Here is a 23579-nt window from a genome sequence, read left to right as displayed (position 1 = left end):
CTACCGGCGCCGACGCGATCGGAGGTAGTCGCCGACCACCGCAGCACCCAGCCCGTCGAGGTCGGGCACCACGACCCGTCCCTCGACGCGGCGCGCGACCTGGTCGATGAACTTCGCCAGGCCCGGGTCGCTGCCCAGCCGGAAGATCGTCACCTGCGCTCCCAGCCCAGCCATGTCATCGAAACCCTTGACCGTGTGGGCGATGGTGCGCGGATGCGGCGGATAGTCGAAGAACACCGACGTGCCGTCGCCGTCTCGATAGTTCTCGAGGTGCGCGGTCGGTTCACCGTCGGTCACCACGAGCAGCACCGGCTGGGCGTTGGGATGGCGGCGCAGATGCCTGCCGGCCAGTGCCAGCGCATGGTGCAGGTTGGTGCCCTGCTCGTAGACGCCCTCGAGCCCTGTCAGCTCCGCTGTGGACACGGTGCGTGCATAACGGCCAAAAGCGATGATCTGCAACGCATCCGAGCGGAATCGGGTGCTGATGAGGTGGCTCAACGCCAGCGCCGTGCGCTTCATCGGCAGCCACCGGTTCTCCATCACCATCGAGAACGACGTGTCGACGAGCAGTGCCACCGCGGCCTGCGTGCGTGTCTCCGTCTCGGATATCTCGACATCGTCGACGGTGAGCTTCAACGGCATATCGACACCGCCGGTGCCAGCCTGTCGCAGCACCGCGTTGGTCAATGTGCGGGTGACGTTCCACGGTTCGGTGTCACCGAACGCCCATGGCCGCGTCGCGCCGGTCAGCTCACCGGCCGCGCCGGCCCTACGGGTGTCACGCTCGCCGTGTCGACCTGAAAGCTGCTGTGCCACATCACGCAACGCGGCCTGGCCGAGCTGGCGCATCGCTTTCGGGGACAGTCGCCACTGCCCGTCCGATCCGCGGTCCAGGAATCCCTGATTCACCAGTGCCCGTTCGAGTTCTGCCAACGTCGCGGCGTCGACGGCTGCCTCGTCGCCGAGCTGGCGAGCGAGCATGTCCAGGTCGACGTCCTCCATCGTGGCACCCGCATAGCTCTGAGACAGCGACTCGGCAAGCTCTTCGAGTTCGGCGATGTCGGCCATCGCCTGCGTGCCCTCGCCCATCCCCATGGGATTGTCACCGGAGAACCGCGAGGAACCATCCCAGTCCTCGCCCGGTCGGGCCGCCTGCAGGTGACCGTCGAGCTTGTTGAGCGCATTCATCAACGACGGTGACCCGAATGCCTGCTGCGCCAACGCATCCAGCTCGGCGCGCTGATCGGCCGACAGGCTGTTGCGGAAGCGCTGTGCGGCGGCGGCCCGCTTGGCCAGTGAGTCCAGAAGCTCCTCGACGTTGCGCGGGTTCTCCGGGAAGAACTCGCCGTGCTTGTCCATGAAGTTCTGGAAGTCTTCGGGCGAATCCTCGCCCTTGGCATGTTTGTCGAGCAGATCGTTGAGATCGTCGAGCATCTCGTTGACGCGCTGGCGGTCTTCGTCGGTGGCGTTCTCCATCGCCTGCTTCATGCCCGAGAACCGCTGGTCGAGCATCTCCCGGCCGAGAAGATCCTTGATCTGGTCGTATTTTTCCTGCGCCTCGGCACTGCGCCACTCGTAGTCGGAGAGCTCCTGCACCGCTTTCGCGGGCGACGGGGGCAGCGACTCGATCCGCATCTCGTTGAACCGTGCGTCGTCGTCGAGCGCACGGGCCAACTCCTTGCGCTCGGCCAGCACCGCCTCGTCGAGCAGCTTCTTGACCTCCTGCAGGGTGCCGTCGAGGTTGTTGCGCTGCATCAGTTCCCGGCGACGGCGGTTGGCCTCCGCGGCGAGCTTGTCAGCGCCGCGCATGTTCTCCGTGCCGCGCCGCATCAGCTCGGACAGTGCACGCCGTGGCGAGCTGCCCTCCATGACGTCCTGGCCGATCTGCTCGAGCGCCTCGCGCAGGTCGACCGGCGGAGCCAGCGGATCGGGTCCGCCGGTGTATCGCGCGTACCGCGAAGTGCGTTTAGCCATAGACGGTTTCGCCTTCTGAAGACACCTTGTCGATCCGCTTGGCCAGGTACAGCGCCTCGAGCGCCAGCTCGACAGCCGCCGCGCGTTGTCCGTCGCTCTTCGCCTCGAGCCGCTTCTGGATCTCCGCGATCGCCGGCACCTCGGGCACGGCGGCCAGCACCTCGCGGGAGGACACGCGTTCGCCTGTGGTGACCGCCGAACCGTTCTCGATCGCGACGACCAGCGGACCGACGTCGATACCGCCGAGCAGTCGCTGCGCGGTGTCCGCGGTGGCGCGGCGCAGGAGGTGTTCGAGCACGGCCTGCTCGCGGCCCTCCTCGCCGGATTCGAACTCCAGCTTGCCGCGCAGCACGTCGATCACCGTCGCGAGGTCGACGACCCGCGCGACCGGATCCTGTTCGCCCAATATGGCCGAGCGGTGCCGGGCCGACGCGGCGACCGTCTCGGCCGCGGCGATCGCGAAGCGCGCCGACACACCGGAGCGTTGGTCGATGGACCGCGACTCCCGCAGATAGCGGGCGAACCGGGCGAGCACAGACACCAGATACTCGGGCACCTCGGCGGCCAGATGCGCCTCCTGGTTGATGACGCCGACCTCAGCTTCGAGTTCGTACGGATAGTGCGTGCGGATCTCGGCGCCGAAGCGGTCCTTGAGCGGTGTGATGATGCGTCCGCGGTTGGTGTAGTCCTCCGGGTTGGCGCTGGCGACCACCAGAACGTCGAGGGGTAGTCGCAGCGTGTAGCCGCGCACCTGGATGTCGCGCTCCTCCATCACGTTGAGCATCGACACCTGGATGCGCTCGGCGAGGTCGGGCAACTCGTTGATCGCGACGATGCCCCGGTGCGCACGGGGAATGAGGCCGTACGCGATGGTCTCGGGGTCACCGAGGCTGCGGCCCTCGGCCACTTTGATCGGGTCGATGTCGCCGACCAGGTCGGCCACGCTGGTGTCGGGGGTCGCGAGCTTCTCGGTGTAGCGCTCGCTGCGGTGCCGCCACTCGATCGGCAGGTCGTCGCCGGAGTCGGAGGAGCGCCGGATGGATTCGGGAGTGATCGGCGAGTACGGGTGCTCGCTCAGCTCCGAGCCGGCGATGACGGGCGTCCACTCATCGAGCAGGCCGGTCAGCGCGCGCAGCAGACGGGTCTTGCCCTGTCCGCGTTCGCCGAGCAGAACCACGTCGTGCCCGGCGATCAGCGCACGCTCCAGCTGCGGGAGCACGGTGTCCTCGAAGCCCAGGATGCCCGGCCATGCGTCACGGCCCTCGGCAAGCGCCGCCAGCAGGTTCTCCCGGATTTCGGCCTTCACGCCCCGTTCGACGTGACCGGAGGCCCTCAGCTCTCCGACGGTCCGGGGCAAATCGTTAGGTGATGTCACCACTCCACGCTACGACGTGTCCCGCGACTGTGCGTGTCCCCGGTCGACACACCGCCATTTCGTCAGATTCTGCGCACGTTCGGAGTCTGCATAAAAGCCCCCGCAGTAGGGCATTCTGCGGTCAGTAGTCGATAGAGGAGCACCCGCAATGCCTAATCCCACCATCAAGAACGAAAAGCTGTACGAAGACCTGCGCGACCAAGGCAACTCGAAGCAGAAGTCGGCCAGGATCGCCAACGCCGCCGCAGCACGCGGCAAGTCCGCGGTCGGCCGCAAGGGCGGCAAGTCAGGGTCCTACGACGACTGGACAGTGACGGATCTGAAGAAGCGCGCGAAGGAGATCGGCCTCTCCGGCTACTCCTCGCTCACCAAGTCGAAGCTCATCGACAAGATCCGCAACTCTTAACCGCGAACGTGGGTGGCTCCACGTTCGTCGGTGGCTCAGTGCGCGAAGTGGCGGGCGCCGGTGAGGTAGAGGGTGATGCCCGCCTTGGCGGCGGCTTCGGTCACCTCTTCGTCGCGCACGGACCCGCCTGGGTGGACGATCGCCTTCACACCGGCATCGGTCAGCACCTCGAGCCCGTCGGGGAACGGGAAGAACGCGTCGGACGCGCCGACCGCGCCCCGGACGCGGTCGCCTGCCCGCTGCACGGCCAGCTTCGCGGCGTCGACCCGATTCACCTGACCCATACCGACGCCGACGGTGGCGCCATCGGCGGCGACGACGATGGCGTTCGACTTCACCGCGCGGCACGCCAGCCACGCGAACTTCAGATCGGCCAGGGTCGCCGGGTCGGCCGGCGAACCGGTCGCCAGTGTCCAGTTGGCGGAATCGTCACCGGGCGCGGTGAACTCGTCGCGCTCCTGAATCAGCAGCCCGCCGCTGATCTGCCGGAACTCGGTGCTGCCCTGCTGCGGCTCGGATGCCAGCAGGACGCGGATGTTCTTCTTGCGCGCAAGCACGTCCACCGCACCTGCCTCGTACGCGGGAGCGATGATCACCTCGGTGAAGATGTCGGCGACCGTCTCGGCCATCTCGACGGTCACCTCGGTGTTGGCCGCGATCACTCCGCCGAACGCGGACAGCGGATCGCATTCGTGGGCTTTGCGGTGAGCGTCGGCGACCGATACCGACGAGATGGCGATTCCGCACGGATTGGCGTGCTTGATGATCGCCACGCAGATCTCTTCGTGGTCGAACGCAGCACGCCACGCCGCGTCGGCATCGGTGTAGTTGTTGTAGGACATCTCTTTTCCGTGCAGCTGTTGCGCCTGCGCCAGACCCGGCCACCCGGAGTCGTACCGATACAGCGCGGCCTGCTGGTGCGGGTTCTCGCCGTAGCGCAACACCGCTTCGCGCCGCCACGTCGCACCCGTCCACAGGGGCAGCGACGGCGGAGCCGCGTCCCCTTCGGAGGCGAGCACCGACGACATCCACGCCGCAACCGCGACGTCGTATTCGGCGGTATGCCGGAATGCCAAGGAGGCCAGCTTTTTCCGTTCGTCGAGCGTGAAGCCGCCGGCCCGGACGGCAGCGAGCACGCCGTCGTAGCCCAGCGGATCGACGACCACCGCGACGCTGGGATGGTTCTTGGCCGAAGCGCGCACCATCGACGGGCCACCGATGTCGATCTGCTCGACGCATTCGTCCTCGCCTGCACCGGAGTCGACGGTCTGGGTGAACGGGTAGAGGTTGACGACGACCAGTTCGAACGGTGCGACACCGAGTTCGGCGAGCGCCGAAACATGTTCGGGCTTGCGCAGATCGGCGAGCAGTCCGGCGTGCACGTGCGGGTGCAGCGTCTTCACTCGTCCGTCGAGCACCTCGGGGAAGCCGGTGACCTCTTCCACGGGGGTGACCGGAACACCTGCGTCCGCAATGGTTTTGGCGGTCGATCCAGTGGAGACGATGGCCACACCCTCTTCGTGCAGGCCGCGCGCAAGATCGGCGAGACCGGTCTTGTCGTACACGCTGATCAACGCGCGCCGGATCGCCCTACGGTCAGTCATCCTATGGTCGCCTTTCGTCCGCTCCAGGTCACACCGCGAGTGGCCACCGCGGCCAGCACGTCCACCAGCAGTCGTCGTTCGACGACCTTGATCCGTTCATGCAAGCTGGCTTCGTCGTCGTCGTCGAGTACGGGCACGGCTTCCTGGGCCAGCAGCGGTCCGGTGTCGGTTCCGGCATCGACGAGGTGCACGCTGCAGCCCGTCACCTTGACGCCGTACGCCAGCGCGTCGGGAACCGCATGCGCGCCGGGGAATGCCGGCAACAGTGCCGGGTGGGTGTTGATGATCCGGCCCATGAAGCGGGAAAGGAAATGAGGCCCAAGGATTTTCATGAATCCTGCGGCCACGATCAGATCCGGTTCCTGCTGTGCGGTTGCGTCGGCGATCGCGGCGTCCCACGTCTCGCGGTCGGGGTGATCGCGCAGTCGTACGGCGTAACTCGGCACCGATGCCGACGCGGCGATGTCGACGGCCGGGCAGTCGCGGTCCACACCGACCGCAACAATTCTCGCCGGGTAATCGCCGCCGGTGGCGTCGAGCAGGGATCGCAGCAGCGAACCGGTTCCGGACGCGAGCACCACAACCCGTGCAGGCACGTTCGGGGGCACACGGAGCGGTTGCTGCACGCCTGGCAGCCTAATCGTCACGGTCGGACGCACGGTCCGTGGTCGTGCCCGGCGTGGCTTCATCCTCGTCCCAGTCGGCAACGAAGTGTTCCTCCGGGTCGTCCAGGACACCCAGGGGCTCGGCCCGAGGTCGCGGGTCGACGTCCATCAGGTCATAAGGCTCGGGGAGGGGCTCGGCGACGTCGGGCTCCGGTTCCGGTTCCTGGTCCTCGACGTCGGGCTCAGGCACGACGTCCGCCTCAGGCTCGGGCTCCTCGTCCACTTCGGGCTCCGGCTCCGGCTCCGGCTCCGGCTCTGGGTCCGGCGCCGGCTTGGCAGTCTTGACCCGCCGGGCGATACCACCCGACATCGCCACGGTCAGCGCCCCGATTCCGGCGAACCACACGAAGACGGCCGGCCCGAAGGTGGCCTGGTCGACGCCGACGAGGCCGAAGTTGCCGAGGCGCCCGCCGCCGGCATAACCGAGCAACGCCATGGTCAGCGCCGCGACCGCGGCGGCGACGACGAGCTTGCCGAGCGCGGGCAACAAAGGCAGCGGGTAACGCGCCGCCTGCTGCCCCAAGGCCACACCCGATACCGCGGCGACGATCAGCAGTGCCACCCAAATGGGGCCCAACGGCGGCGTGGGGACAGCCGCCAGCACCGGCAACGCCGGGATGTCACCACCGAACACGGTGAACGGGCTGAACGTCGCCAACCCGATGTGCGCACTGGACCCGACGGCGACCGCGGCGGTGCCGACGAGCACGTTGGGTATGTACAGCGCGGACAACAACGACAGGCTGAACTGCCCGAACACCGAATTGGTGATCCCGTAGAGGTCGTCCATCGTGCCCCAGTGCACGACCAACGAGCCGACCATCACGATGCCGGAGAGTCCGAAAAGCGCCAGGACTCCGGCACTTGCCGCGCGGAACGCGTCGGGCAGCCAGTCCGGCAGGGGCGAGTCAGCCAGAACCCGCCGGCCTATCCGCGAACCGACCCCGATCACCGCGCCGATCGCGTGCACCGCCAGCACGCTGCCGAATGCGCGAAGGGCGTCGGGCGTCTGGAGCTGGGTGAGCACGGAAGCGGCGTCGTGGACGACCGCCAAAGAGATCGCGGCGATCAACAGCGGGCCGCCGAGGGCCGATGCGACGACCCACCGCGTCACGAACCACGAACCCTGTGGCGACGTGGCCCCCGCAGTCGAGCGGGCGGTGCCCCACACCATCGCGAGCGCGGGCAGCAGCGGCATCACGCCCAGCTCGCTGCCACCGATCGAGATCGGTACCAGGTGCACGCCCAGCCACGTGCTCGCGATCGCACCGGGCGCACCGGTCATATCGCTGTTGGCGATCACCAATTGCAGCAGGACCACTGCCGCCACGACGCCCAGCGCCACGATGGACGGCCCGAACGCGACCCGAAGCAGCTCACGCGCCTGGCGTGTGCCGACTGGCCGGTTTTCCACTAAGGCCGCTCCTCGCGCAGAATCACGCGCGCGAAGTTGACGCACGCGCGGCTCAGACTACGACGGTGGGGGGCCAGACTGCGTGGAAGACGCCGACGATTGTGACGGCATCTGAGCTTCGGTGGTCGGCGCCGCACTCGACGGCGGCTGGCCGTAGGCCGGAAATCCGGTCGGGGGCGTCGGGGGGCCGCTCTGATGACTGCCGGCGTATCCGCCGGTCGAAGGGGCGCCACCCTGGTATCCGCCGTACTGCGACGGATATCCGGGACGCTGCGACAGTCCCTGCTGCCCAGGCGGCGGTCCGCCGTGCTGTGGCTGCTGCCCGTAGTACGGCCCGGCCGGGGCGCCGTACTGGCCGTACTGCTGGTCATAACGGGGCTGGCGCGGCGCCGGCGGCGTGATGACGCCCGCATCGAACAGCAACACCGCAACCGCGACGATCGCCTGGAACATGGTGAACGCGATGATCAGGTAGAGGCCCCAGTCGATGGACACTCCGTCCGGCGCCGTCAGCACGATTGCGATCACCAGGAGGAATGCCAGGACCGAGAGCACGGCGAGCACCGCGGGCAGTGGCTTCTGCCTGGGAACCAGCGAGACGCCCGCGATCAGTGCGGCGGCGATTGCCGCGACAACCCCGAGGTCCAGCAGCGTGGGCGTGAAGAAGTCCGCGCCCGATGTGAACAGCGGACCGAAGCTCGACAGGTACACGCCCAGTCCCAACACCGCGACCGCGATCGTCAGATACATCGGCAGATGACTCGGACCCGCAGGGCCGGGTTCGGGCGCCCTCCCGAACTGTTGGGTCGGCGCGGCGAACTGAGTCGTCGGCTGCTGCGCGGACGGGTATCCGGGGTTCTGGGGGTACGACATGACCTCTCCTGTGCTGGACGGCTTCGAACCCACGCTAGCGCACCCGTGGTCAAAGCGACGCCAGCGAGGGTTCCGCCTCGGAACCCTGCTCGGATTCCTCGATTTCGCGAACCAAGGGCAGCACGCGTGAGCCGAAGTACTCGATCTCCTCCTGGAAATGCAGGAAGCCACCGAGTATCAGATCGACTCCGCGTTTGCGATACGCCGCAATGCGTTCCGCGATCTGCTCCGGCGTCCCGATCAACTGCGTGCGGAACCCGTCGTTGTACTGAACCAGGTCCTCGAACGTCGAGTCGGCCCACATTCCGCGGCGATCCGCCGTCGAGGCGCCTGCCTGCTGCACGGCGCCACGAAAACCCTCGACCGCCGGGCGATTGGCCTTCTCGATGATCTCGCGCAAAGTGTCACGCGCCTCCCGCTCGGTGTCGCGCGGGCGCCCCAAGGTCATCGGTATGGATCGTGATGAAGGAAACGTCCACTGTCCGGGCGCATTCGCCCAGGTGGTTTCACCTGGTCGCTTGCCCTTCAGACTAGAACACGTTCTAATTCTGGTATGGACTACGGGCTCGTACTCTTCACCAGCGACCGGGGCATCGATCCGGCATCGGCGGCCAAGCTCGCCGACGAACACGACTTCACCACCTTCTACGTGCCCGAACACACGCACATTCCGATCAAGCGTGAGGCGGCTCACCCCACCACGTGCGACGAGTCGCTGCCCGACGACCGCTACATGCGCACCCTCGATCCGTGGGTGTCACTGGGCGCCGCATGCTCGGTGACGTCTCGGGTGAGGCTGTCGACGGCGGTGGCACTGCCGGTCGAACACGACCCGATCACGCTGGCGAAGTCGATCGCGACGCTGGACCACCTTTCCGGCGGCCGCGTCTCGCTGGGCGTCGGATTCGGCTGGAACACCGACGAATTGGCCGACCACAACGTGCCGCCCGGTCGGCGGCGCACAATGCTGCGCGAGTACCTGGAAGCCATGCGCAGCCTGTGGACCGACGAAGAAGCCTCCTACGAAGGCGAATTCGTCAACTTCGGCCCCAGCTGGGCCTGGCCCAAGCCGGTGCAGGCGCATATCCCGGTCCTGGTCGGGGCGGCGGGCACCGAGAAGAACTTCAAGTGGATCTCGAAGTCGGCCGACGGCTGGATCACGACTCCGCGTGACTTCGACATCGACGCCCCGGTGAAGCTGCTGCAGGACACGTGGGCCGCGGCGGGCCGTGACGGTGCACCGCAGATCGTGGCGCTGGACTTCAAACCCGACCCCGACAAGCTGGCCCGGTGGGCCGATCTCGGAGTCACCGAGGTGCTGTTCGGCCTGCCGGACAAGTCCGAGTCCGAGGTCGCGGCCTACGTCGAACGGCTCGCAGGAAAGCTCGCCGCGCTCGTCTAAGCCGTCTATGCGCGGGCTTGCGTTGCGTTGTCGCCCAACAGCGTTCGTAGGCGACGCCGACCGCGGTACACCTGTCTAGACACTAGGCCGGCGTGGCTGTATTCGTCTTCCCGTCGGACGTGACGGATATCGCCGCACCTATCGGGTCTCCGTCGGTCATCAGCGCCACCAGGTCGGCGTCTTCGGTGAGCGCCATGAATCGGCTGTCGTCGGAGTCCAGCCGTCCGATGATGACACCGGTGGTGACGGGCCAGTCGTATCGCACCGAGTACGTCTCGATGGTGCCCCGACCGTCGACGTTGCGGGTGAACGGCACCGTGGGGAGCGCGGCGATATCGTCCTGCAGCGCCTTGCTGCGGTCAGCGACCCAGTCGGCGGGTGTGGTGGAGTAGATCCCCACCGAGTACTTGCTCATGATGCCACCGTTGGCGCCGACGAGACCGAATGTCCCCGGCTTGTCCCGCATTTGGGCCACCGTCTCGGCGATTCCGTGCAGCGAATAGCTGTTGCCCGGGCCGCCGAAGTACGGCAGTCCCCCGGTGAGCGTGAGGCCACGCGGATCGTCTGGCGCCAGTCCGAACTCGTCACACACCGAGAACACGGGGAACGGGAAGCAGCTGTAGAGGTCGAATGTCGAGACATCGTCGATACCGATGCCCGCAACCCGAAGAGCTTCTGCTACAGACTGTTTCACCGCGATGCTGACACTGATGTCGGCGCGGTTCAGAAGGTCCTGCTCGATCTGATCGGCGTGGCCACGCAGGTATACCCACTTGTCCTCGGCGACGCCGAGTTTGCGCGCGGCGGCCACCGACATCAGCAGTGCGGCCGCGCCCTGGTTCACCTGGTCGCGGGCCACCATCAAACGGGGATAGGGGTCGCAGATCATCCGGTTTTCGTCGGTGACGGTGATCAGCTCGTCAACGGAGCGCTCCACCGGTGAGGACGAAAAAGGGTTCTTGGCAGCAACTTTGGAGAACGGCGAAAAGAGTTCGGCCATTTTCTGCCGGTAGTCGCCGACGCTGAGGCCCAGTCGGGCTCGGCGCGCGTTGTCCAGCAGGCCGTACTGCACGGGCGCACCTGTCAGCCCGTGTGTCGCGGTGTACTCGCTCATGTACTGCTCAAAGCCGTAGCCCCGGTCGTCGAGCTGACCGCCGACGGTCTCGCTGTGGTCGGGCTTGTCGTCGCGGCTCGCAAAAGTCTTCAACGTGGAGCCGTTCTCCGAGCCGAGGACCAATGCGACCTCGATGTCGCCCGCGGCGATCGCGCCTGCGAACTCGGTCACGACCTTCTGAGGCCCGTTGCCGCCGATGGGTTCCAGCACCGCACGAGCCGGATCGGCCCCGATGCGCTGCGCCACCGACCGCAGATAGTTGTCAGAAGCGCCCAGCGCAGGCTCGCTGAAGGGCGTGCAGATCTCGAACTGCCGCAGTCCGACGAACACCTGGATCGCACGCGCCACGGCGGCCGGATCCGCTCCGGTGTCGGCCGATGCGGCGGCAGCGGCGGACGTCGCCAGCTCCACGGCGGACATCCCCCGATAGGACGGATCGTCGATGCGCTCGGTGAACTGGCCCACGCCAACCAGCACCGGCGTGCGGGGATCGACCGCCATTACAGCCCTCCTGACGAGTGTTAATTCGTCAGGCTAATCGATTACTAGAACGTGTTCCTAATTCTGCGGCGCATCTCACTCCGCACGAACGCGGGGACTCAGAGGCCCTTCAGGATCTCCCGCGCGAGGCGAGCGGTCTCCGACGGGGTCTTGCCCACCTTGACGCCGGCGGCCTCGAGGGCTTCCTTCTTGGCCTGCGCGGTGCCCGACGAACCCGACACGATGGCGCCGGCGTGGCCCATGGTCTTGCCTTCGGGCGCGGTGAAGCCCGCGACATAGCCGACGACCGGCTTGGAGACGTTGGCCTTGATGTAATCGGCCGCCCGCTCCTCGGCGTCCCCGCCGATCTCGCCGATCATCACGATCACCTTGGTTTCGGGATCCTTCTCGAAGGCCTCGATGGCATCGATGTGGGTGGTGCCGATGACCGGGTCACCGCCGATACCGATCGCCGTCGAGAAGCCGAAATCACGCAGCTCGAACATCATCTGGTAGGTCAGCGTGCCCGACTTCGACACCAGGCCCACCGGGCCCGAGCCGGTGATGTTGGCCGGCGTGATGCCCGCCAGCGCCTCACCCGGCGTGATGATGCCCGGGCAGTTGGGGCCGATGATCCGGGTCTTCTGACCCTTGTCGACGTTATATGCCCACGCATAAGCACTGTCCTGCACCGGAATTCCCTCGGTGATGACGACAAGCAGCGGGATCTCGGCATCGATCGCCTCGATGATCGCGTCCTTCGCGAACTTCGGCGGCACGAAGACGACCGACACGTCGGCACCCGTCTCCTTCATCGCCTCGGCGACCGAACCAAAGACCGGCAGCTCGACGTCGTTGCCGTCTTTGTCCTTGTGCGACACCGTGGTTCCAGCCTTGCGCGCGTTGACGCCGCCGACGAGCTGGGTGCCCGCCTTGAGCATGAGCGCGGTGTGCTTGGTGCCCTCGCCGCCGGTGATGCCCTGGACGATGACCTTGGAGTCCTTGTTAAGAAAGATCGACATGTCAAGAGTCCCTTACTTGTTCGCCAGCTCGGCGGCTTTGTCGGCACCGGCGTCCATGGTGTCGGCCTGGATGACCAGCGGGTGGTTGGCCTCGGCCAGGATGCGGCGGCCCTCTTCGACGTTGTTTCCGTCGAGCCGGACCACCAGCGGCTTGTTGGCCTCGTCGCCGAGAATCTTCAGCGCGTTGACGATGCCGGTGGCGACCGCGTCGCAGGAGGTGATGCCGCCGAACACGTTCACGAAGACGCTCTTGACCTGAGCGTCGTTGAGGATGACGTCCAGCCCCGCGGCCATCACCTCGGCCGACGCGCCACCACCGATGTCGAGGAAGTTGGCCGGCTTCACGCCGCCGTGCTTCTCCCCCGCGTACGCGGTGACGTCCAGCGTCGACATGACGAGCCCGGCGCCGTTGCCGATGATGCCCACGGCACCGTCGAGCTTGACGTAGTTGAGGTCGTGCTCCTTGGCCTTGAGCTCCAGCGGGTCGGTCGCGTCCCTGTCCTCGAACTCCGCGTGCCCGGGCTGCCGGAAGTCGGCGTTCGCGTCGAGCGTGACCTTGCCGTCGAGCGCGAGGATCCGGTCGTCGGGCGTGCGCACCAACGGGTTGACCTCCACCAGGGTGGCGTCCTCCGCGACGAACACCTCCCACAGCTTCTGGATGGTCACTGCGGCCGCGTCGAGCACCTCGGCGGGCAGGTGGCCCTGCTCGGCGATCGAGCGCGCCGTGGCGAGGTCGACTCCCTTGACGGCGTCGACGGGCACCTTGGCGAGCCGGTCGGGCTTGGTCGCCGCGACCTCTTCGATCTCCATGCCGCCCTCGACCGAGCACATGGCCAGGTAGGTGCGGTTGGCACGATCGAGCAAGAAGGAGATGTAGTACTCCTCGGCGATGTCGCTGGCCTCGGCGACCAGCAGCTTCTTGACGACGTGGCCCTTGATGTCGAGACCGAGGATGTTCTGCGCATGGGTGAATGCGTCGTCCGCGGTCGCGGCGTACTTCACGCCGCCGGCCTTACCGCGTCCGCCGACCTTCACCTGTGCCTTGACCATGACGGGCTTGCCGATTTCCTCGGCGATCGCCTTGGCGTCATCGGCGGAGTCGGTGACACGGCCGGGTGTGGTGGGCACGTTGTGCTTGGCGAACAGCTCTTTGGCTTGGTATTCGAAAAGGTCCATGGGCTCTGAAACATCCCTTGTCTGTGAAGCGTGTCTGGCGAGCATGAGGTGAAGTTGTTTACCCCTGACGGGCTCGGGGGAACTTTATCCACACGACGTTGCGACCTCAGAACCGCCCACCTGTCATGTGGTGGATCTCACCGCATGGCATAGGTGATACACGTCACATTCTCCGGTGGAATAAGCCTTCGGGTTGCCACCAACATTGGGATTTGGTTAACGTGCCTCTGGTCTAGGTTGATAACGAACTGATCACGAGCAGAGGGACTTTCAGGTTGGCGCAGCACCGTTCGTCCAGATCTCCGGCAGGAGTGTCGACGAATCGGCAAATCATCGGTCGCGCCGCCGAGCAACCCGCCGAAGTCACCGACATCATTCCGTTCAACGAGTTCGGTGACCTTGCTGACCTCGATTTTTGCGAGAACAGTGCGTTCGATCGCGAGGCGCAGATCAACCGCGCCCCCGAGCTCGACGACCTACACGACACCGACGACCAGCTACCGCAGCGACTGGCTGTGCCCGCCGAATTCCGCCGTGATCCGCGCGACGAACGCCGTGCATCTCGCGCGTACCGGGACAGCCACACCGACGTAAGCGACGGCAATGCCGCGACCGACATCATCGCCATCGCCGGCCACAAGGGCGCGCACCGCAAGCAAGAGGTACCGGTCAAGGGCCGATTGATGGTCGCCGCGATGGCGGTCGGCGCAACTGCTGCGGGTGCGTACACGATGGCCAACGCGTCCAAGGAGGCTCCCGCGACCGTGCTGGCCGCGGACCACGCCTCGCTCAGCGGCGCCGGCGCGTTCACCGGCTCGTCGGACGGCATGCAGGTCGTGTCCGTCTCGTCGACGATCGACTCGACCGTGCACGCCGAGGAGGTCACCAAGGCCTCTGCGTTCGCCCAGGAGCGCGCAGAACGCGAGGCCCGGCTGCAGCGGCCGATGTTCGTGATGCCGACCAAGGGCACGTGGACGTCGGGCTTCGGTTACCGCTGGGGCGTGCTGCACGGCGGCATCGACCTCGCCAACTCGATCGGAACACCGATTCTCGCGGCCTCCGACGGTGTCGTCATCGCCGCGGGGCCGACGGGCGGTTACGGCAACTGGGTCAAGCTGCGGCACGCCGACGGCACCGTGACGCTCTACGGCCACCTGAGCGCGTGGAACGTCGAGGTCGGGCAGCGCGTGTGGGCTGGCGACCAGATCGCCAAGATGGGCAACACCGGCAACTCGACCGGTCCCCACCTGCACTTCGAGGTGCTTCTCAACGGCACCGACCGCGTTGACCCGGTCGGCTGGCTCGCGAAACGCGGACTCTCGCTCGGCGCTTACTCTGGCTGAGTGGCCAGCGACGACGACGAACCCAGTTCTACAGGCATAATCCGCCGACATCCCACAGGTGAAATCCCCGTCGGCGCGGACCCGCGGACGACCATCATCCGCAGGCACCCCACCGGGGAGTTCCCCGCCGCCGACGCCGCAGAGCCGAAGACTGGCTACATCCCGCGCGCCAGACCCACGCCCGTGGGCTCCCCGACGCCGTGGCCCAACCCGCGCACCTCGATCGCGACCGCCATCTTGAGCATTCTCAGCGGCTGGTCCACGGCCGTCATCGCCACCGACCTGATCACCGGTTGGTGGGAGACCGACTTGCTGTTCTGCGTGGCCGTGGCGTTCCTGACCGCGATCTCGGCCGCTGCCCTCATCGCCGGGCTGATCGGGCTGCTGCTGCGGCGCCGGGCGAGCCGCCTGCTGGTCATCGTCGGCGCGGTCGTCGCACTGCTGATCTTCTCCAGCCTGTTCGTCGCCGGCGCCAAGCTGCCGCCGGTGGTGTACGCCATCCCTGTGCTTCCGCTGGCGACGATCGCGGTCGCGCTGCTGCCCGCTACGGCTCGGTGGGGAAGACCTTAAGCCGCGCAACGCTATCCACGTATTGCAGGGAGAGTACGAGTGGAGACCTGCAAAACGTAGATACCGACAAGACGAGCTAGAGCTTGGACACCGGGGCGTGGTTGTGCATCAGCTTGACGCGCCCCGCGCTGCCGAAGTCGATGAGCGACATCGCCGATTCGCCGACACCGGAGACCTCTTCCACGCGGCCGAGGCCGTACTTGTCGTGGTTGACCCGATCGCCCGGCTCGAGCACGAGCAGCGGCCGCTTGCCTGCACCCGACCGCGTCGGCGACGGGCGCGGTGTGCCGAATCGGCCCGCTCCGCTCATCGGTGCGGGCATTGACGGACCCGGATCCGTACGCCGCCAGTCGATCAGATGCTGCGGAATCTCCTTGAGGAAGCGCGATTCCGGATTGAGCATCGGCTGCCCCCACGACGAGCGGATCTTGGCCCGGCTGACGTAGAGCCGCTGGCGGGCGCGGGTGATGCCGACATAGGCCAGCCGTCGCTCCTCGGAGAGTTCGGTCGGATCGCCAAGCGCCCGCATGTGCGGGAACATGCCGTCCTCCCAGCCCGTCACGAACACCACCGGGAACTCGAGCCCCTTGGCCGTATGCAGCGTCATCATCGTCACCACGCCTGCGCCGTGCTCCGGCAGCTCGTCGGCGTCCGCGACCAGCGACACTCGCTCGAGGAACTTCGCGAGCACTCCGGTGTCGGGGATGTCCTCGTCCTCGGGCTCGCCGAGCGCCTCCGCGTTGGCCAGGTCGGTGCTGAATTCGTGTGCGACGCTGACCAATTCGTTGAGGTTGTCGAGCCGGGCGAGATCCTGCGGGTCGTTCGATGACTCGAGCTCGGTGCGGTAGCCGGTGCGATCGAGCACTGCCTCGACGAGCTCGCCGAGTTCACCGTCGAGACGTCCGCGCAGTTCGTCGATCATGGTCACGAACGCCGCGATGGCCTTCTCCGAGCGGGTGTTCAGCATCGGCACCCTGCCGTCGGCGGCAGCCTGCAGTGCGTCGTTGAAGCTGGCCCCGGTGTTCTCGGCGTAGACCGCCACACACGCCTCGGCGCGGTCGCCGATACCCCGCCGTGGGGTGTTCAGGATGCGCCGCATGCTGACCGAGTCACCGGGATTGTCCAGCACCCGCAGGTACGCGACGATGTCGCGGATCTCCCTGCGTTCGTAAAAGCGAACGCCGCCAACGACTTTGTAGGGAATGCCAGCCCGGATGAACACCTCTTCCAGAGCACGCGAGGAGTTGTTGGTGCGATAGAACACCGCGACGTCGTTGTACGTGATGTCGCCCCGGTCGGCCAGTGCGTCGATCTCCCCGGCGACGAATCTCGCCTCGTCGTGCTCGTTGTCGGCGACGTAGCCGACGATCAGCTCACCCTCGCCGGAGTCTGTCCACAGCCGCTTCTCGCGCCGGCCGGCGTTGCGCGAGATCACCGAGTTGGCCGCCGACAGGATGTTCTGCGTCGAGCGGTAATTCTGTTCCAGCAGAATCGTTGTGGCGTTGGGGTAGTCGCGTTCGAAGTCTTCGATGTTGCGGATGGTCGCGCCGCGGAAGGCATAGATGGACTGGTCCGCGTCGCCGACGACGCACAACTCGGCCGGCGCCACAGCGGCCGGATCGTCTCCCGGGCTCTCCCTTCCCACGAGCTCGCGCACCAGGACGTACTGCGCGTGGTTGGTGTCCTGATACTCGTCGACCAGGATGTGGCGGAACCGCCGCCGGTAGTACTGCGCGATCTGCGGAAAAGCCTGCAGCACAGCGACTGTCTCACCGATGAGGTCATCGAAGTCCAGCGCGTTGGCCGCACGTAGGCGCCGTTGGTATTCGCCGTAGACGTCGGCGATGATGCGCGGCAGCTCCTCACCGGCCTCCGACGCCTCGGCCGCCGCCTGTTCGGGGCCGATCAGCTCGTTCTTGTGGTTGGAGATCCCGTTAGCCAGCAACCGCGGTGAGTAGCGCTTGGTGTCCAGCCCCATGTCTTTGCCGATCATCAGCAGCAACCGTCGCGAGTCGTCTGCGTCATAGATCGAGAAGTTCGAATTGAGCCCGGGCAGCAGCGAGGCCTGATTTCGCAGGATTCGCACGCACGTGGAGTGGAACGTCGACACCCACATGGATCGGGCGCGCGGGCCGACCAGGTTGACGACCCGCTCGCGCATCTCCGCGGCGGCCTTGTTGGTGAACGTGATGGCCAGCACCTGCCCGACGCCGACCTCGCGGGCGGCGAGCAGATAGGCGATGCGACGGGTCAGCACGGCCGTCTTACCCGAACCGGCCCCGGCGACGATGAGCAGCGGCGACCCCTCGTGCAGCACCGCCAGTCGCTGCTGAGGGTTCAGTCCGTCGAGGAGTTGGTCGGTCTCGGTGGCCGCGGGGGATGGAGGCATGTCACCTCTGAACTTACCGCTGCGCAGCGACAACTTTGCGTCGGCGCGGCCTTTGATGGCACACTCGATGTGTGCTCACGCAGCAAGGACGATTTTTCTACGGGTACCGGCAAGTGGTGCCCGAGGTTTAGCTGCTTTGCCAAGCCCCGCGGTCCACTTCCGGATCCGGGGCTCGTCTCTTGTGTGAGGCCCGAAACCGGCTAGCAAACCGCCCGCACACAACGAGAAGCGGAGAACACCGACATCATGACTATCCAGCAGATCGAAGCCGAACAGTTGCCAGACATAGACGACCTCCGTCAGGAAATCGACGAGTTGGACGCGGCGATCCTGGCAGCGGTGAAGCGCCGCACCGAGGTCTCGAAGCTCATCGGCAGGGCCCGGATGGCGTCCGGCGGCACCCGCCTGGTGCACAACCGTGAGATGAAGGTCATCGAGCGCTACAGCGAACTCGGACCTGAGGGCAAGGATCTGGCGATGCTGCTTCTCCGCCTTGGCCGCGGTCGCCTCGGCCGTTAATTCAGCGATTTCGGCGTGCTGGGTCTCGCTCAGCGTGACTGCGCACGCCGAAATCACTCAGCGCAACGCGTCGGTCAGCCACGGCGTCAACCACTCCACCGCCTGCGGTGTCGGGTGCACGCCGTCGCTGCGCATGCGGATGCCGTCCACCCAGTTGGTGTAGACACCGTTCGGCCCGAGCTTGTCGTTCAGATCGAGCAACGTCACATTCGGGCGTGATTTGACGACGCTGCGCAGCAATGCGTTCCACTCGTCGACGCGATCAGGGTCGTCCTCGGGATACAAGCTGCCGTCCGGCTTTTCGGCACGCCGGTTGTACGGCTCGTTGGTGACGACGATCCGCGCGCCGGTCGACCCGAGAATGTCCAGCGCACGGTTGAGTTCGCCGCGCAGATACTCCTCGTAACCGGCGTCGCCGATGTCGGTCCAACGGCCCTCGTTCATCCGGTCGACCACCTCCCAGCGGCCGACGATCAACAGCACCACATCGGGCCGGTCATGGTTGATCCGCTGCGACCACCGGCTCGGCCAGGCGTCGCATTCGGGTTTCTGGTTCAGCATCTGGCCGACGTACCGGTAGGGGCCGCCGCGGGCGATACCGCATCCGATCGTCGTGTAATTGGTGAACGCGAGTCCCGGCGTCGGCGGTAGGTAGCGCATCATCGTCCACGCCACCGAGTCGCCGAACACTGCGACGGTGCGGGTGCCGGGATCGTGTGCCGACGGCCGACGGACTTCGACGGGCACCTCCGGCGCGACCAGTGCCGCAGAATCGATCGCCGGGCCCAGCGACATTTCGGGTTTCACGCCCACCGGCAACACCGTCATCGTGAAGACCGCGGCGGTCGCGGCGGTCGCACCCGCGAGCGGCAGCATCGGGACGAACACCGGGCGCCAGCGGCGGATCGGTTGTTCCACCACCCACCACGACGCTGCGGCCAGCGCCACCGTCACCGCGCAGCGCAGCGCGAACAACGGCCAGCCCGACCACCCGGTGCGCTCGCCATTGAGGACCAGAAAGACGGGCCAGTGCCACAGGTACACGCCATAGGAGATGGCGCCGAGTCCCACCAGCGGCCGCCACGACAGCGCCCGCGCGACGGGCCCCTCCTGCTCCAACGCGACGGGTGCGACGACGAGCACGGCCGCGATCGCCACGATGATCAGCAGGCCACTGCGGAAATCGCTGACGCTGCCCGTCGCGTAGTGCGCCGCCGCGGCCAGCACCGCCAGCCCGATGAAGGGCAGAATCCGCGCGACGATGTGGCCCCAGCGCGTCCGGATCAGCGAGCCGCCGTCGTTGAGCACCGACCAGTCCCGCACGAACAATGCCGCTGCGGCGGCGCCGACGAGCAGCGCCTGTGCCCTGGAGTCGGTCCCGAAATAGATCCGGTTCAACGTCGAGTCAGTGGTGAGCACGATGGTCGCGGTCGCCGAGGCGATGACGCCGACGGTGGACGCCACGAACACCGCCAGTCGCATGCGTGCCCAGAACAGCGCGGCGACGGCGATCAGCAGGAGCGGCCACAGCAGGTAGTACTGCTCCTCGACGCCGAGCGACCAGGTGTGCTGCAGCGGAGACGGGGGCGCGCCCTGCGCGAAGTAGTCGGTGCGCTGGGCGACGAAGGCCCAGTTGGACACCCAGAAGAGCGAGGCGACGGCGTCGTCCCGCAGGGTTGCCGTCGATTCGGGTGAGAAGAGTTCACGGGCAGCCACCACCGCGAGCACCATCACGAGCAGCGCGGGCAGTAATCGGCGGGCGCGCCGAATCCAGAAGCCCGTCAGCCCGATGCGTCCGGTGTTGCGATGCTCGTCGAGCAAGAGCGACGTGATCAGGAAGCCGCTGAGGACGAAGAACACGTCGACACCGAGGAAGCCGCCGGACAACCCGGGGATGCCGCCGTGGTCGGCAAGCACAAGCGCGACCGCGACGGCCCTGAGGCCGTCCAACGCGGGGATTCCCCGACGGCTTTCAGCGGTGCGCACTGCCGAAATCTTGCCCGCGTGAGCAGACGCGAAAGTCCCGACACGCCGTGCCGGACGGACCTATTGCGGGCAGCGACCCGCAGCCGCTATTTCGTCAGGGCGATGTACTTGACGTCGAGGTATTCGTCGATGCCCTCGGAGCCGCCCTCTCGACCGAATCCGGACTCCTTGACGCCGCCGAACGGCGCTGCCGGGTCGGAGATCACGCCGCGGTTGACGCCTACCATTCCGGACTGGATACCTTCGGCGACACGCAGCGCGCGGTCCAACGACTGGGTATAGATGTAGGCCGCCAGTCCGTACTCGGTGTCGTTGGCCGCGGCGATGCCCTCCTCCTCGGTGTCGAAGCCGGTGATCGGCGCGACGGGCCCGAACACCTCCTCCTTGAGGATGCGGGCGTCCGCGGGCACGTCGGCCAGCACGGTCGCCGGGTAGAAGTTGCCCGGGCCGCCGGGGGCGACACCGCCGACCGCAACGGTTGCGCCCCGCGACACCGCGTCGGACACCAGATCCTCGACGGTCGCGACCTGCTTGGCGTTGATCAACGGGCCCAGCGTCGACGACTCGTCGATGCCCTTGCCGAGCGTGAACTCGCTCATCCGCTTGACCAGCTTGTCGGTGAACTCGTCGCGTACCGAGTTGGCGACGTGGAACCGGTTGGCCGCCGTGCAGGCCTCTCCGCCGTTACGCATCTTCGCCAAGATCGCGCCGTCCACGGCGGCATCCACGTCGGCGTCGTCGAACACGATGAAGGGCGCATTGCCGCCGAGTTCCATCGACGTGCGCAGTAGCTTGTCCGCCGATTGTTTGACCAGCGCCTTGCCGACGCCCGTCGATCCGGTGAACGTCAGCTTGCGCAGCCGGCCGTCGTTGATGAGGGCTTCGGTGACCGGTCCTGGGCTGTTGGTCGGCAGCACCGAAAGCACGCCCTTGGGCAGGCCCGCCTGGTCCATCAGCTTCGCCAGCAGCAGCATCGTCAGCGGCGTCTCCTGCGCCGGTTTGACGATCATCGTGCAACCGGCCGCGAATGCCGGGCCGATCTTGCGGGTTCCCATGGCCAGCGGGAAGTTCCACGGTGTGATCGCGTAACAGGGCCCGACCGGCTGCTTGGTGACGAGGATGCGGCCGGTGCCCGCCGGGCTCGGGGTGAACCGGCCCGCGATGCGCACCGCCTCCTCGGCGAACCAGCGGAAGAACTCGGAGCCGTACTTGACCTCGCCCATGCTCTCGGGCAGGACCTTGCCCATCTCGAGCGTCATCAGGGTCGCGAGGTCTTCGGCGCGGTCGGTGATCGTCTCGAACACCGACCGCAGGATTTCGCCGCGCTCCCGTGCCGGGGTGGCGGCCCACTCAGCCTGCACCGCGCACGCGGCGTCCAGCGCGGCAACCGCGTCTTCGGCGGTGGCGTTCGCGACGGAGATCAGCACCGAGTCGTCGGACGGGTCGAGTACGTCGAACTTCGAGGAACCCTGGCGTTCCTCACCGCCGATCCATAGACCGGTGGGCACAGACGACAGCAGCTTCGCGGTATCCATAACTCTCTCTTACACCTTTGGACATTTAGCCGCATTAAGGTCGGCTACATGACCGCCGAGACACAGCAGATTCCCGACATCACCACCACTGCCGCATGGCAGGCCCTGCAACGGCATCACGACGATATCGGCAACAAGCCGTTGCGCGAACTGTTCGCCGAAGATCCCGCCCGCGGCACGGAACTGGCGTTGACGGTCGGCGATCTGTACATCGACTACAGCAAGCACCGCGTCACCCGTGAGACGTTGTCGATGCTGATCGACCTGGCGCGCACGGCAGGGTTGGAGCAACGCCGCGACGCGATGTTCTCCGGCGTGCATATCAACACCTCGGAAGACCGGGCAGTGCTGCACACCGCGCTGCGGTTGCCGCGGGGCGCCGAGCTGACCGTCGACGGTCAGAACGTCGCCGCCGACGTGCACGAGGTGCTCGACAAGATGGGCGACTTCACCGACCGGCTGCGCAGCGGCGAGTGGACCGGCGCCACCGGTGAACGCATCAGGACGGTCGTCAACATCGGCATCGGCGGTTCGGATCTCGGTCCCGCGATGGTCACCCTCGGCCTGCGGCACTACGCGGACGCGGGCATCTCTGCGCGGTTCGTGTCCAATGTCGACCCCGCCGACCTGGTGGCCAAACTCGATGGACTCGATCCTGCGACAACGCTTTTCATCGTCGCGTCGAAGACTTTCTCAACACTGGAGACGCTGACCAATGCGACGGCCGCGCGCCGTTGGCTCACCGACGCGCTCGGCGACGCGGCCGTGTCGAAGCACTTCGTGGCGGTGTCGACGAACAAGAAGCTGGTCGACGACTTCGGCATCAACACCGACAACATGTTCGGCTTCTGGGACTGGGTCGGCGGCCGCTATTCCGTCGACAGCGCAATCGGATTGAGCGTGATGGCAGTAATTGGCCGTGAGCGGTTCGCCGAGTTCCTTTCCGGATTCCACGTCATCGACGAGCACTTCCGCACCGCACCGCTGGAAGCCAACGCGCCTGCGCTGCTCGGCTTGATCGGGCTCTGGTACAACGAGTTCTTCGGCGCGGAAACCCGTGCGGTGCTGCCGTATTCGAACGACCTGTCGCGTTTCGCGGCCTATCTACAGCAGCTGACCATGGAGTCCAACGGTAAGTCGGTGCGCGCCGACGGCTCACCGGTGACCACGAGCACCGGAGAAATCTTCTGGGGCGAACCGGGAACCAACGGCCAGCACGCGTTCTATCAGCTCCTGCATCAGGGCACCCGGCTGGTGCCCGCCGACTTCCTCGGGTTCTCCCAGCCCACCGATGATCTGCCGACCGCCGACGGCACCGGCAGCATGCACGACCTGTTGATGAGCAACTTCTTCGCCCAGACGCAGGTGCTGGCGTTCGGCAAGACCGCCGAGGAGATCGCCGCAGAGGGCACACCGGCGGATGTCGTTGCGCACAAGGTGATGCCGGGCAATCGGCCCAGCACATCGATATTGGCGACCAAGCTGACACCATCAGCCCTGGGTCAGTTGATCGCCCTGTACGAACACCAGGTGTTCACCGAGGGCGTCGTCTGGGGTATCGACTCGTTCGATCAGTGGGGTGTGGAACTTGGCAAGACTCAGGCCAAGGCGCTGCTGCCGGTGATCACGAACGACGACTCCCCTGCCGAGCAGTCGGATTCCTCGACCGATGCGCTGGTGCGTCACTACCGGACCGAGCGCGGCCGCTCCGCCTAGTGATTTCGGCGTGCCT

General features: G+C 66.6%; 17 protein-coding genes and 2 pseudogenes. 6 read left to right on the top strand and 13 right to left on the bottom strand.

Annotated features, from left to right (window positions below; translation table 11 throughout):
* Both AB4Z42_RS24110 and AB4Z42_RS24105 read right to left on the bottom strand, forming a co-directional pair.
* Complete coding sequence (locus AB4Z42_RS24110; RefSeq protein WP_442011755.1) at nt 1-1974, bottom strand: VWA domain-containing protein; 1974 nt, start codon at nt 1972-1974, stop codon at nt 1-3.
* On the bottom strand, nt 1967-3349 hold the full coding sequence (locus AB4Z42_RS24105) for a sigma 54-interacting transcriptional regulator (protein ID WP_442011754.1): 1383 nt from the start codon (nt 3347-3349) through the stop codon (nt 1967-1969). Before AB4Z42_RS24105 ends, AB4Z42_RS24110 begins: the two co-directional genes overlap by 8 nt.
* 148 nt (nt 3350-3497) lie before the next feature.
* On the opposite strand from AB4Z42_RS24105, the gene AB4Z42_RS24100 reads away from it, so the two are divergent.
* Complete coding sequence (locus AB4Z42_RS24100; RefSeq protein ID WP_442011753.1) at nt 3498-3755, top strand: DUF7218 family protein; 258 nt, start codon at nt 3498-3500, stop codon at nt 3753-3755.
* A gap of 35 nt (nt 3756-3790) precedes the next feature.
* Here AB4Z42_RS24100 and purH read toward each other — a convergent pair whose 3' ends face one another.
* From purH to AB4Z42_RS24075, 5 genes and pseudogenes are all read right to left on the bottom strand, one after another.
* Nucleotides 3791-5359 (bottom strand): bifunctional phosphoribosylaminoimidazolecarboxamide formyltransferase/IMP cyclohydrolase, encoded by a 1569-nt coding sequence (gene purH, locus AB4Z42_RS24095; RefSeq protein WP_442011752.1) that lies wholly within the window; start codon nt 5357-5359, stop codon nt 3791-3793.
* The gene (gene purN, locus AB4Z42_RS24090) at nt 5356-5985 is read right to left on the bottom strand and encodes a phosphoribosylglycinamide formyltransferase (protein ID WP_442011751.1); all 630 of its coding nucleotides are present in this window, start codon (nt 5983-5985) and stop codon (nt 5356-5358) included. Before purN ends, purH begins: the two co-directional genes overlap by 4 nt.
* Nucleotides 5986-5995: 10 nt before the next feature.
* On the bottom strand, nt 5996-7438 hold the full coding sequence (locus AB4Z42_RS24085; RefSeq protein ID WP_442011750.1) for a cell division protein PerM: 1443 nt from the start codon (nt 7436-7438) through the stop codon (nt 5996-5998).
* A 57-nt stretch (nt 7439-7495) separates the two neighbouring features.
* Nucleotides 7496-8311, bottom strand: coding sequence for a DUF5336 domain-containing protein (locus tag AB4Z42_RS24080; protein ID WP_442011749.1), 816 nt, complete (start codon nt 8309-8311; stop codon nt 7496-7498).
* 49 nt (nt 8312-8360) lie between these two features.
* A pseudogene (locus AB4Z42_RS24075) lies at nt 8361-8741 on the bottom strand (LLM class flavin-dependent oxidoreductase); the annotation flags it as partial.
* 123 nt (nt 8742-8864) lie between these two features.
* On the opposite strand from AB4Z42_RS24075, the gene AB4Z42_RS24070 reads away from it, so the two are divergent.
* Nucleotides 8865-9713 carry an LLM class F420-dependent oxidoreductase gene (locus AB4Z42_RS24070; protein WP_442011748.1) on the top strand — a complete coding sequence of 283 codons (849 nt, stop codon included), beginning with the start codon at nt 8865-8867 and terminating at the stop codon, nt 9711-9713.
* Nucleotides 9714-9795: 82 nt separating this feature from the next.
* Here the strand turns inward: AB4Z42_RS24070 and AB4Z42_RS24065 are convergent, their stop codons facing one another.
* The 3 genes from AB4Z42_RS24065 to sucC all read right to left on the bottom strand — a co-directional run bounded on the left by AB4Z42_RS24065 (nt 9796) and on the right by sucC (nt 13505).
* Nucleotides 9796-11328, bottom strand: a complete 1533-nt coding sequence (locus AB4Z42_RS24065; RefSeq protein WP_442011747.1) for an acetyl-CoA acetyltransferase — start codon at nt 11326-11328, stop codon at nt 9796-9798.
* Nucleotides 11329-11426: 98 nt separating this feature from the next.
* The gene (gene sucD / locus AB4Z42_RS24060; protein ID WP_442011746.1) at nt 11427-12329 is read right to left on the bottom strand and encodes a succinate--CoA ligase subunit alpha; all 903 of its coding nucleotides are present in this window, start codon (nt 12327-12329) and stop codon (nt 11427-11429) included.
* Between the two features lie 12 nt (nt 12330-12341).
* Nucleotides 12342-13505, bottom strand: a complete 1164-nt coding sequence (gene sucC / locus AB4Z42_RS24055) for an ADP-forming succinate--CoA ligase subunit beta (RefSeq protein WP_442011745.1) — start codon at nt 13503-13505, stop codon at nt 12342-12344.
* A gap of 275 nt (nt 13506-13780) precedes the next feature.
* On the opposite strand from sucC, the gene AB4Z42_RS24050 reads away from it, so the two are divergent.
* On the top strand, nt 13781-14848 hold the full coding sequence (locus tag AB4Z42_RS24050; protein ID WP_442011744.1) for a M23 family metallopeptidase: 1068 nt from the start codon (nt 13781-13783) through the stop codon (nt 14846-14848).
* Complete coding sequence (locus tag AB4Z42_RS24045; protein ID WP_442011743.1) at nt 14849-15418, top strand: hypothetical protein; 570 nt, start codon at nt 14849-14851, stop codon at nt 15416-15418. It abuts the gene before it with no gap.
* 76 nt (nt 15419-15494) lie between these two features.
* Here the strand turns inward: AB4Z42_RS24045 and pcrA are convergent, their stop codons facing one another.
* The gene (gene pcrA, locus AB4Z42_RS24040; protein ID WP_442011742.1) at nt 15495-17807 is read right to left on the bottom strand and encodes a DNA helicase PcrA; all 2313 of its coding nucleotides are present in this window, start codon (nt 17805-17807) and stop codon (nt 15495-15497) included.
* 228 nt (nt 17808-18035) lie between these two features.
* Between pcrA and AB4Z42_RS24035 the strand changes: the two are divergent.
* Nucleotides 18036-18326: pseudogene (locus AB4Z42_RS24035) on the top strand (chorismate mutase); the annotation flags it as partial.
* 57 nt (nt 18327-18383) lie between these two features.
* On the opposite strand, the gene AB4Z42_RS24030 reads toward AB4Z42_RS24035, so the two are convergent.
* The gene (locus AB4Z42_RS24030; RefSeq protein ID WP_442011741.1) at nt 18384-20312 is read right to left on the bottom strand and encodes an acyltransferase family protein; all 1929 of its coding nucleotides are present in this window, start codon (nt 20310-20312) and stop codon (nt 18384-18386) included.
* A gap of 86 nt (nt 20313-20398) precedes the next feature.
* A complete protein-coding gene (locus AB4Z42_RS24025) occupies nt 20399-21847 on the bottom strand; it encodes an NAD-dependent succinate-semialdehyde dehydrogenase (protein WP_442011740.1) in 1449 nt (482 codons plus the stop codon).
* Nucleotides 21848-21895: 48 nt separating this feature from the next.
* Between AB4Z42_RS24025 and pgi the strand changes: the two genes are divergently transcribed.
* Entirely contained in the window at nt 21896-23563 is a 1668-nt protein-coding gene (pgi, locus tag AB4Z42_RS24020) for a glucose-6-phosphate isomerase (protein WP_442011739.1), read from the top strand.
* Nucleotides 23564-23579: the final 16 nt, after the last annotated feature.

It is taken from the genome of Mycobacterium sp. 2YAF39, assembly GCF_052114565.1.
In the GTDB taxonomy this organism is placed as follows: domain Bacteria; phylum Actinomycetota; class Actinomycetes; order Mycobacteriales; family Mycobacteriaceae; genus Mycobacterium.
This window is presented reverse-complemented; position numbering and strand designations above follow the sequence as displayed.

Coding starts and splice junctions, on each gene's coding strand:
- AB4Z42_RS24110 (WP_442011755.1), bottom strand. CDS start 1,974: ATGGCTAAACGCACTTCGCGGTACGCGCGATACACCGGCGGACCCGAT.
- AB4Z42_RS24100 (WP_442011753.1), top strand. CDS start 3,498: ATGCCTAATCCCACCATCAAGAACGAAAAGCTGTACGAAGACCTGCGC.
- purH (WP_442011752.1), bottom strand. CDS start 5,359: ATGACTGACCGTAGGGCGATCCGGCGCGCGTTGATCAGCGTGTACGAC.
- AB4Z42_RS24080 (WP_442011749.1), bottom strand. CDS start 8,311: ATGTCGTACCCCCAGAACCCCGGATACCCGTCCGCGCAGCAGCCGACG.
- AB4Z42_RS24070 (WP_442011748.1), top strand. CDS start 8,865: ATGGACTACGGGCTCGTACTCTTCACCAGCGACCGGGGCATCGATCCG.
- AB4Z42_RS24065 (WP_442011747.1), bottom strand. CDS start 11,328: ATGGCGGTCGATCCCCGCACGCCGGTGCTGGTTGGCGTGGGCCAGTTC.
- sucD (WP_442011746.1), bottom strand. CDS start 12,329: ATGTCGATCTTTCTTAACAAGGACTCCAAGGTCATCGTCCAGGGCATC.
- sucC (WP_442011745.1), bottom strand. CDS start 13,505: ATGGACCTTTTCGAATACCAAGCCAAAGAGCTGTTCGCCAAGCACAAC.
- pcrA (WP_442011742.1), bottom strand. CDS start 17,807: ATGCCTCCATCCCCCGCGGCCACCGAGACCGACCAACTCCTCGACGGA.
- AB4Z42_RS24025 (WP_442011740.1), bottom strand. CDS start 21,847: ATGGATACCGCGAAGCTGCTGTCGTCTGTGCCCACCGGTCTATGGATC.
- pgi (WP_442011739.1), top strand. CDS start 21,896: ATGACCGCCGAGACACAGCAGATTCCCGACATCACCACCACTGCCGCA.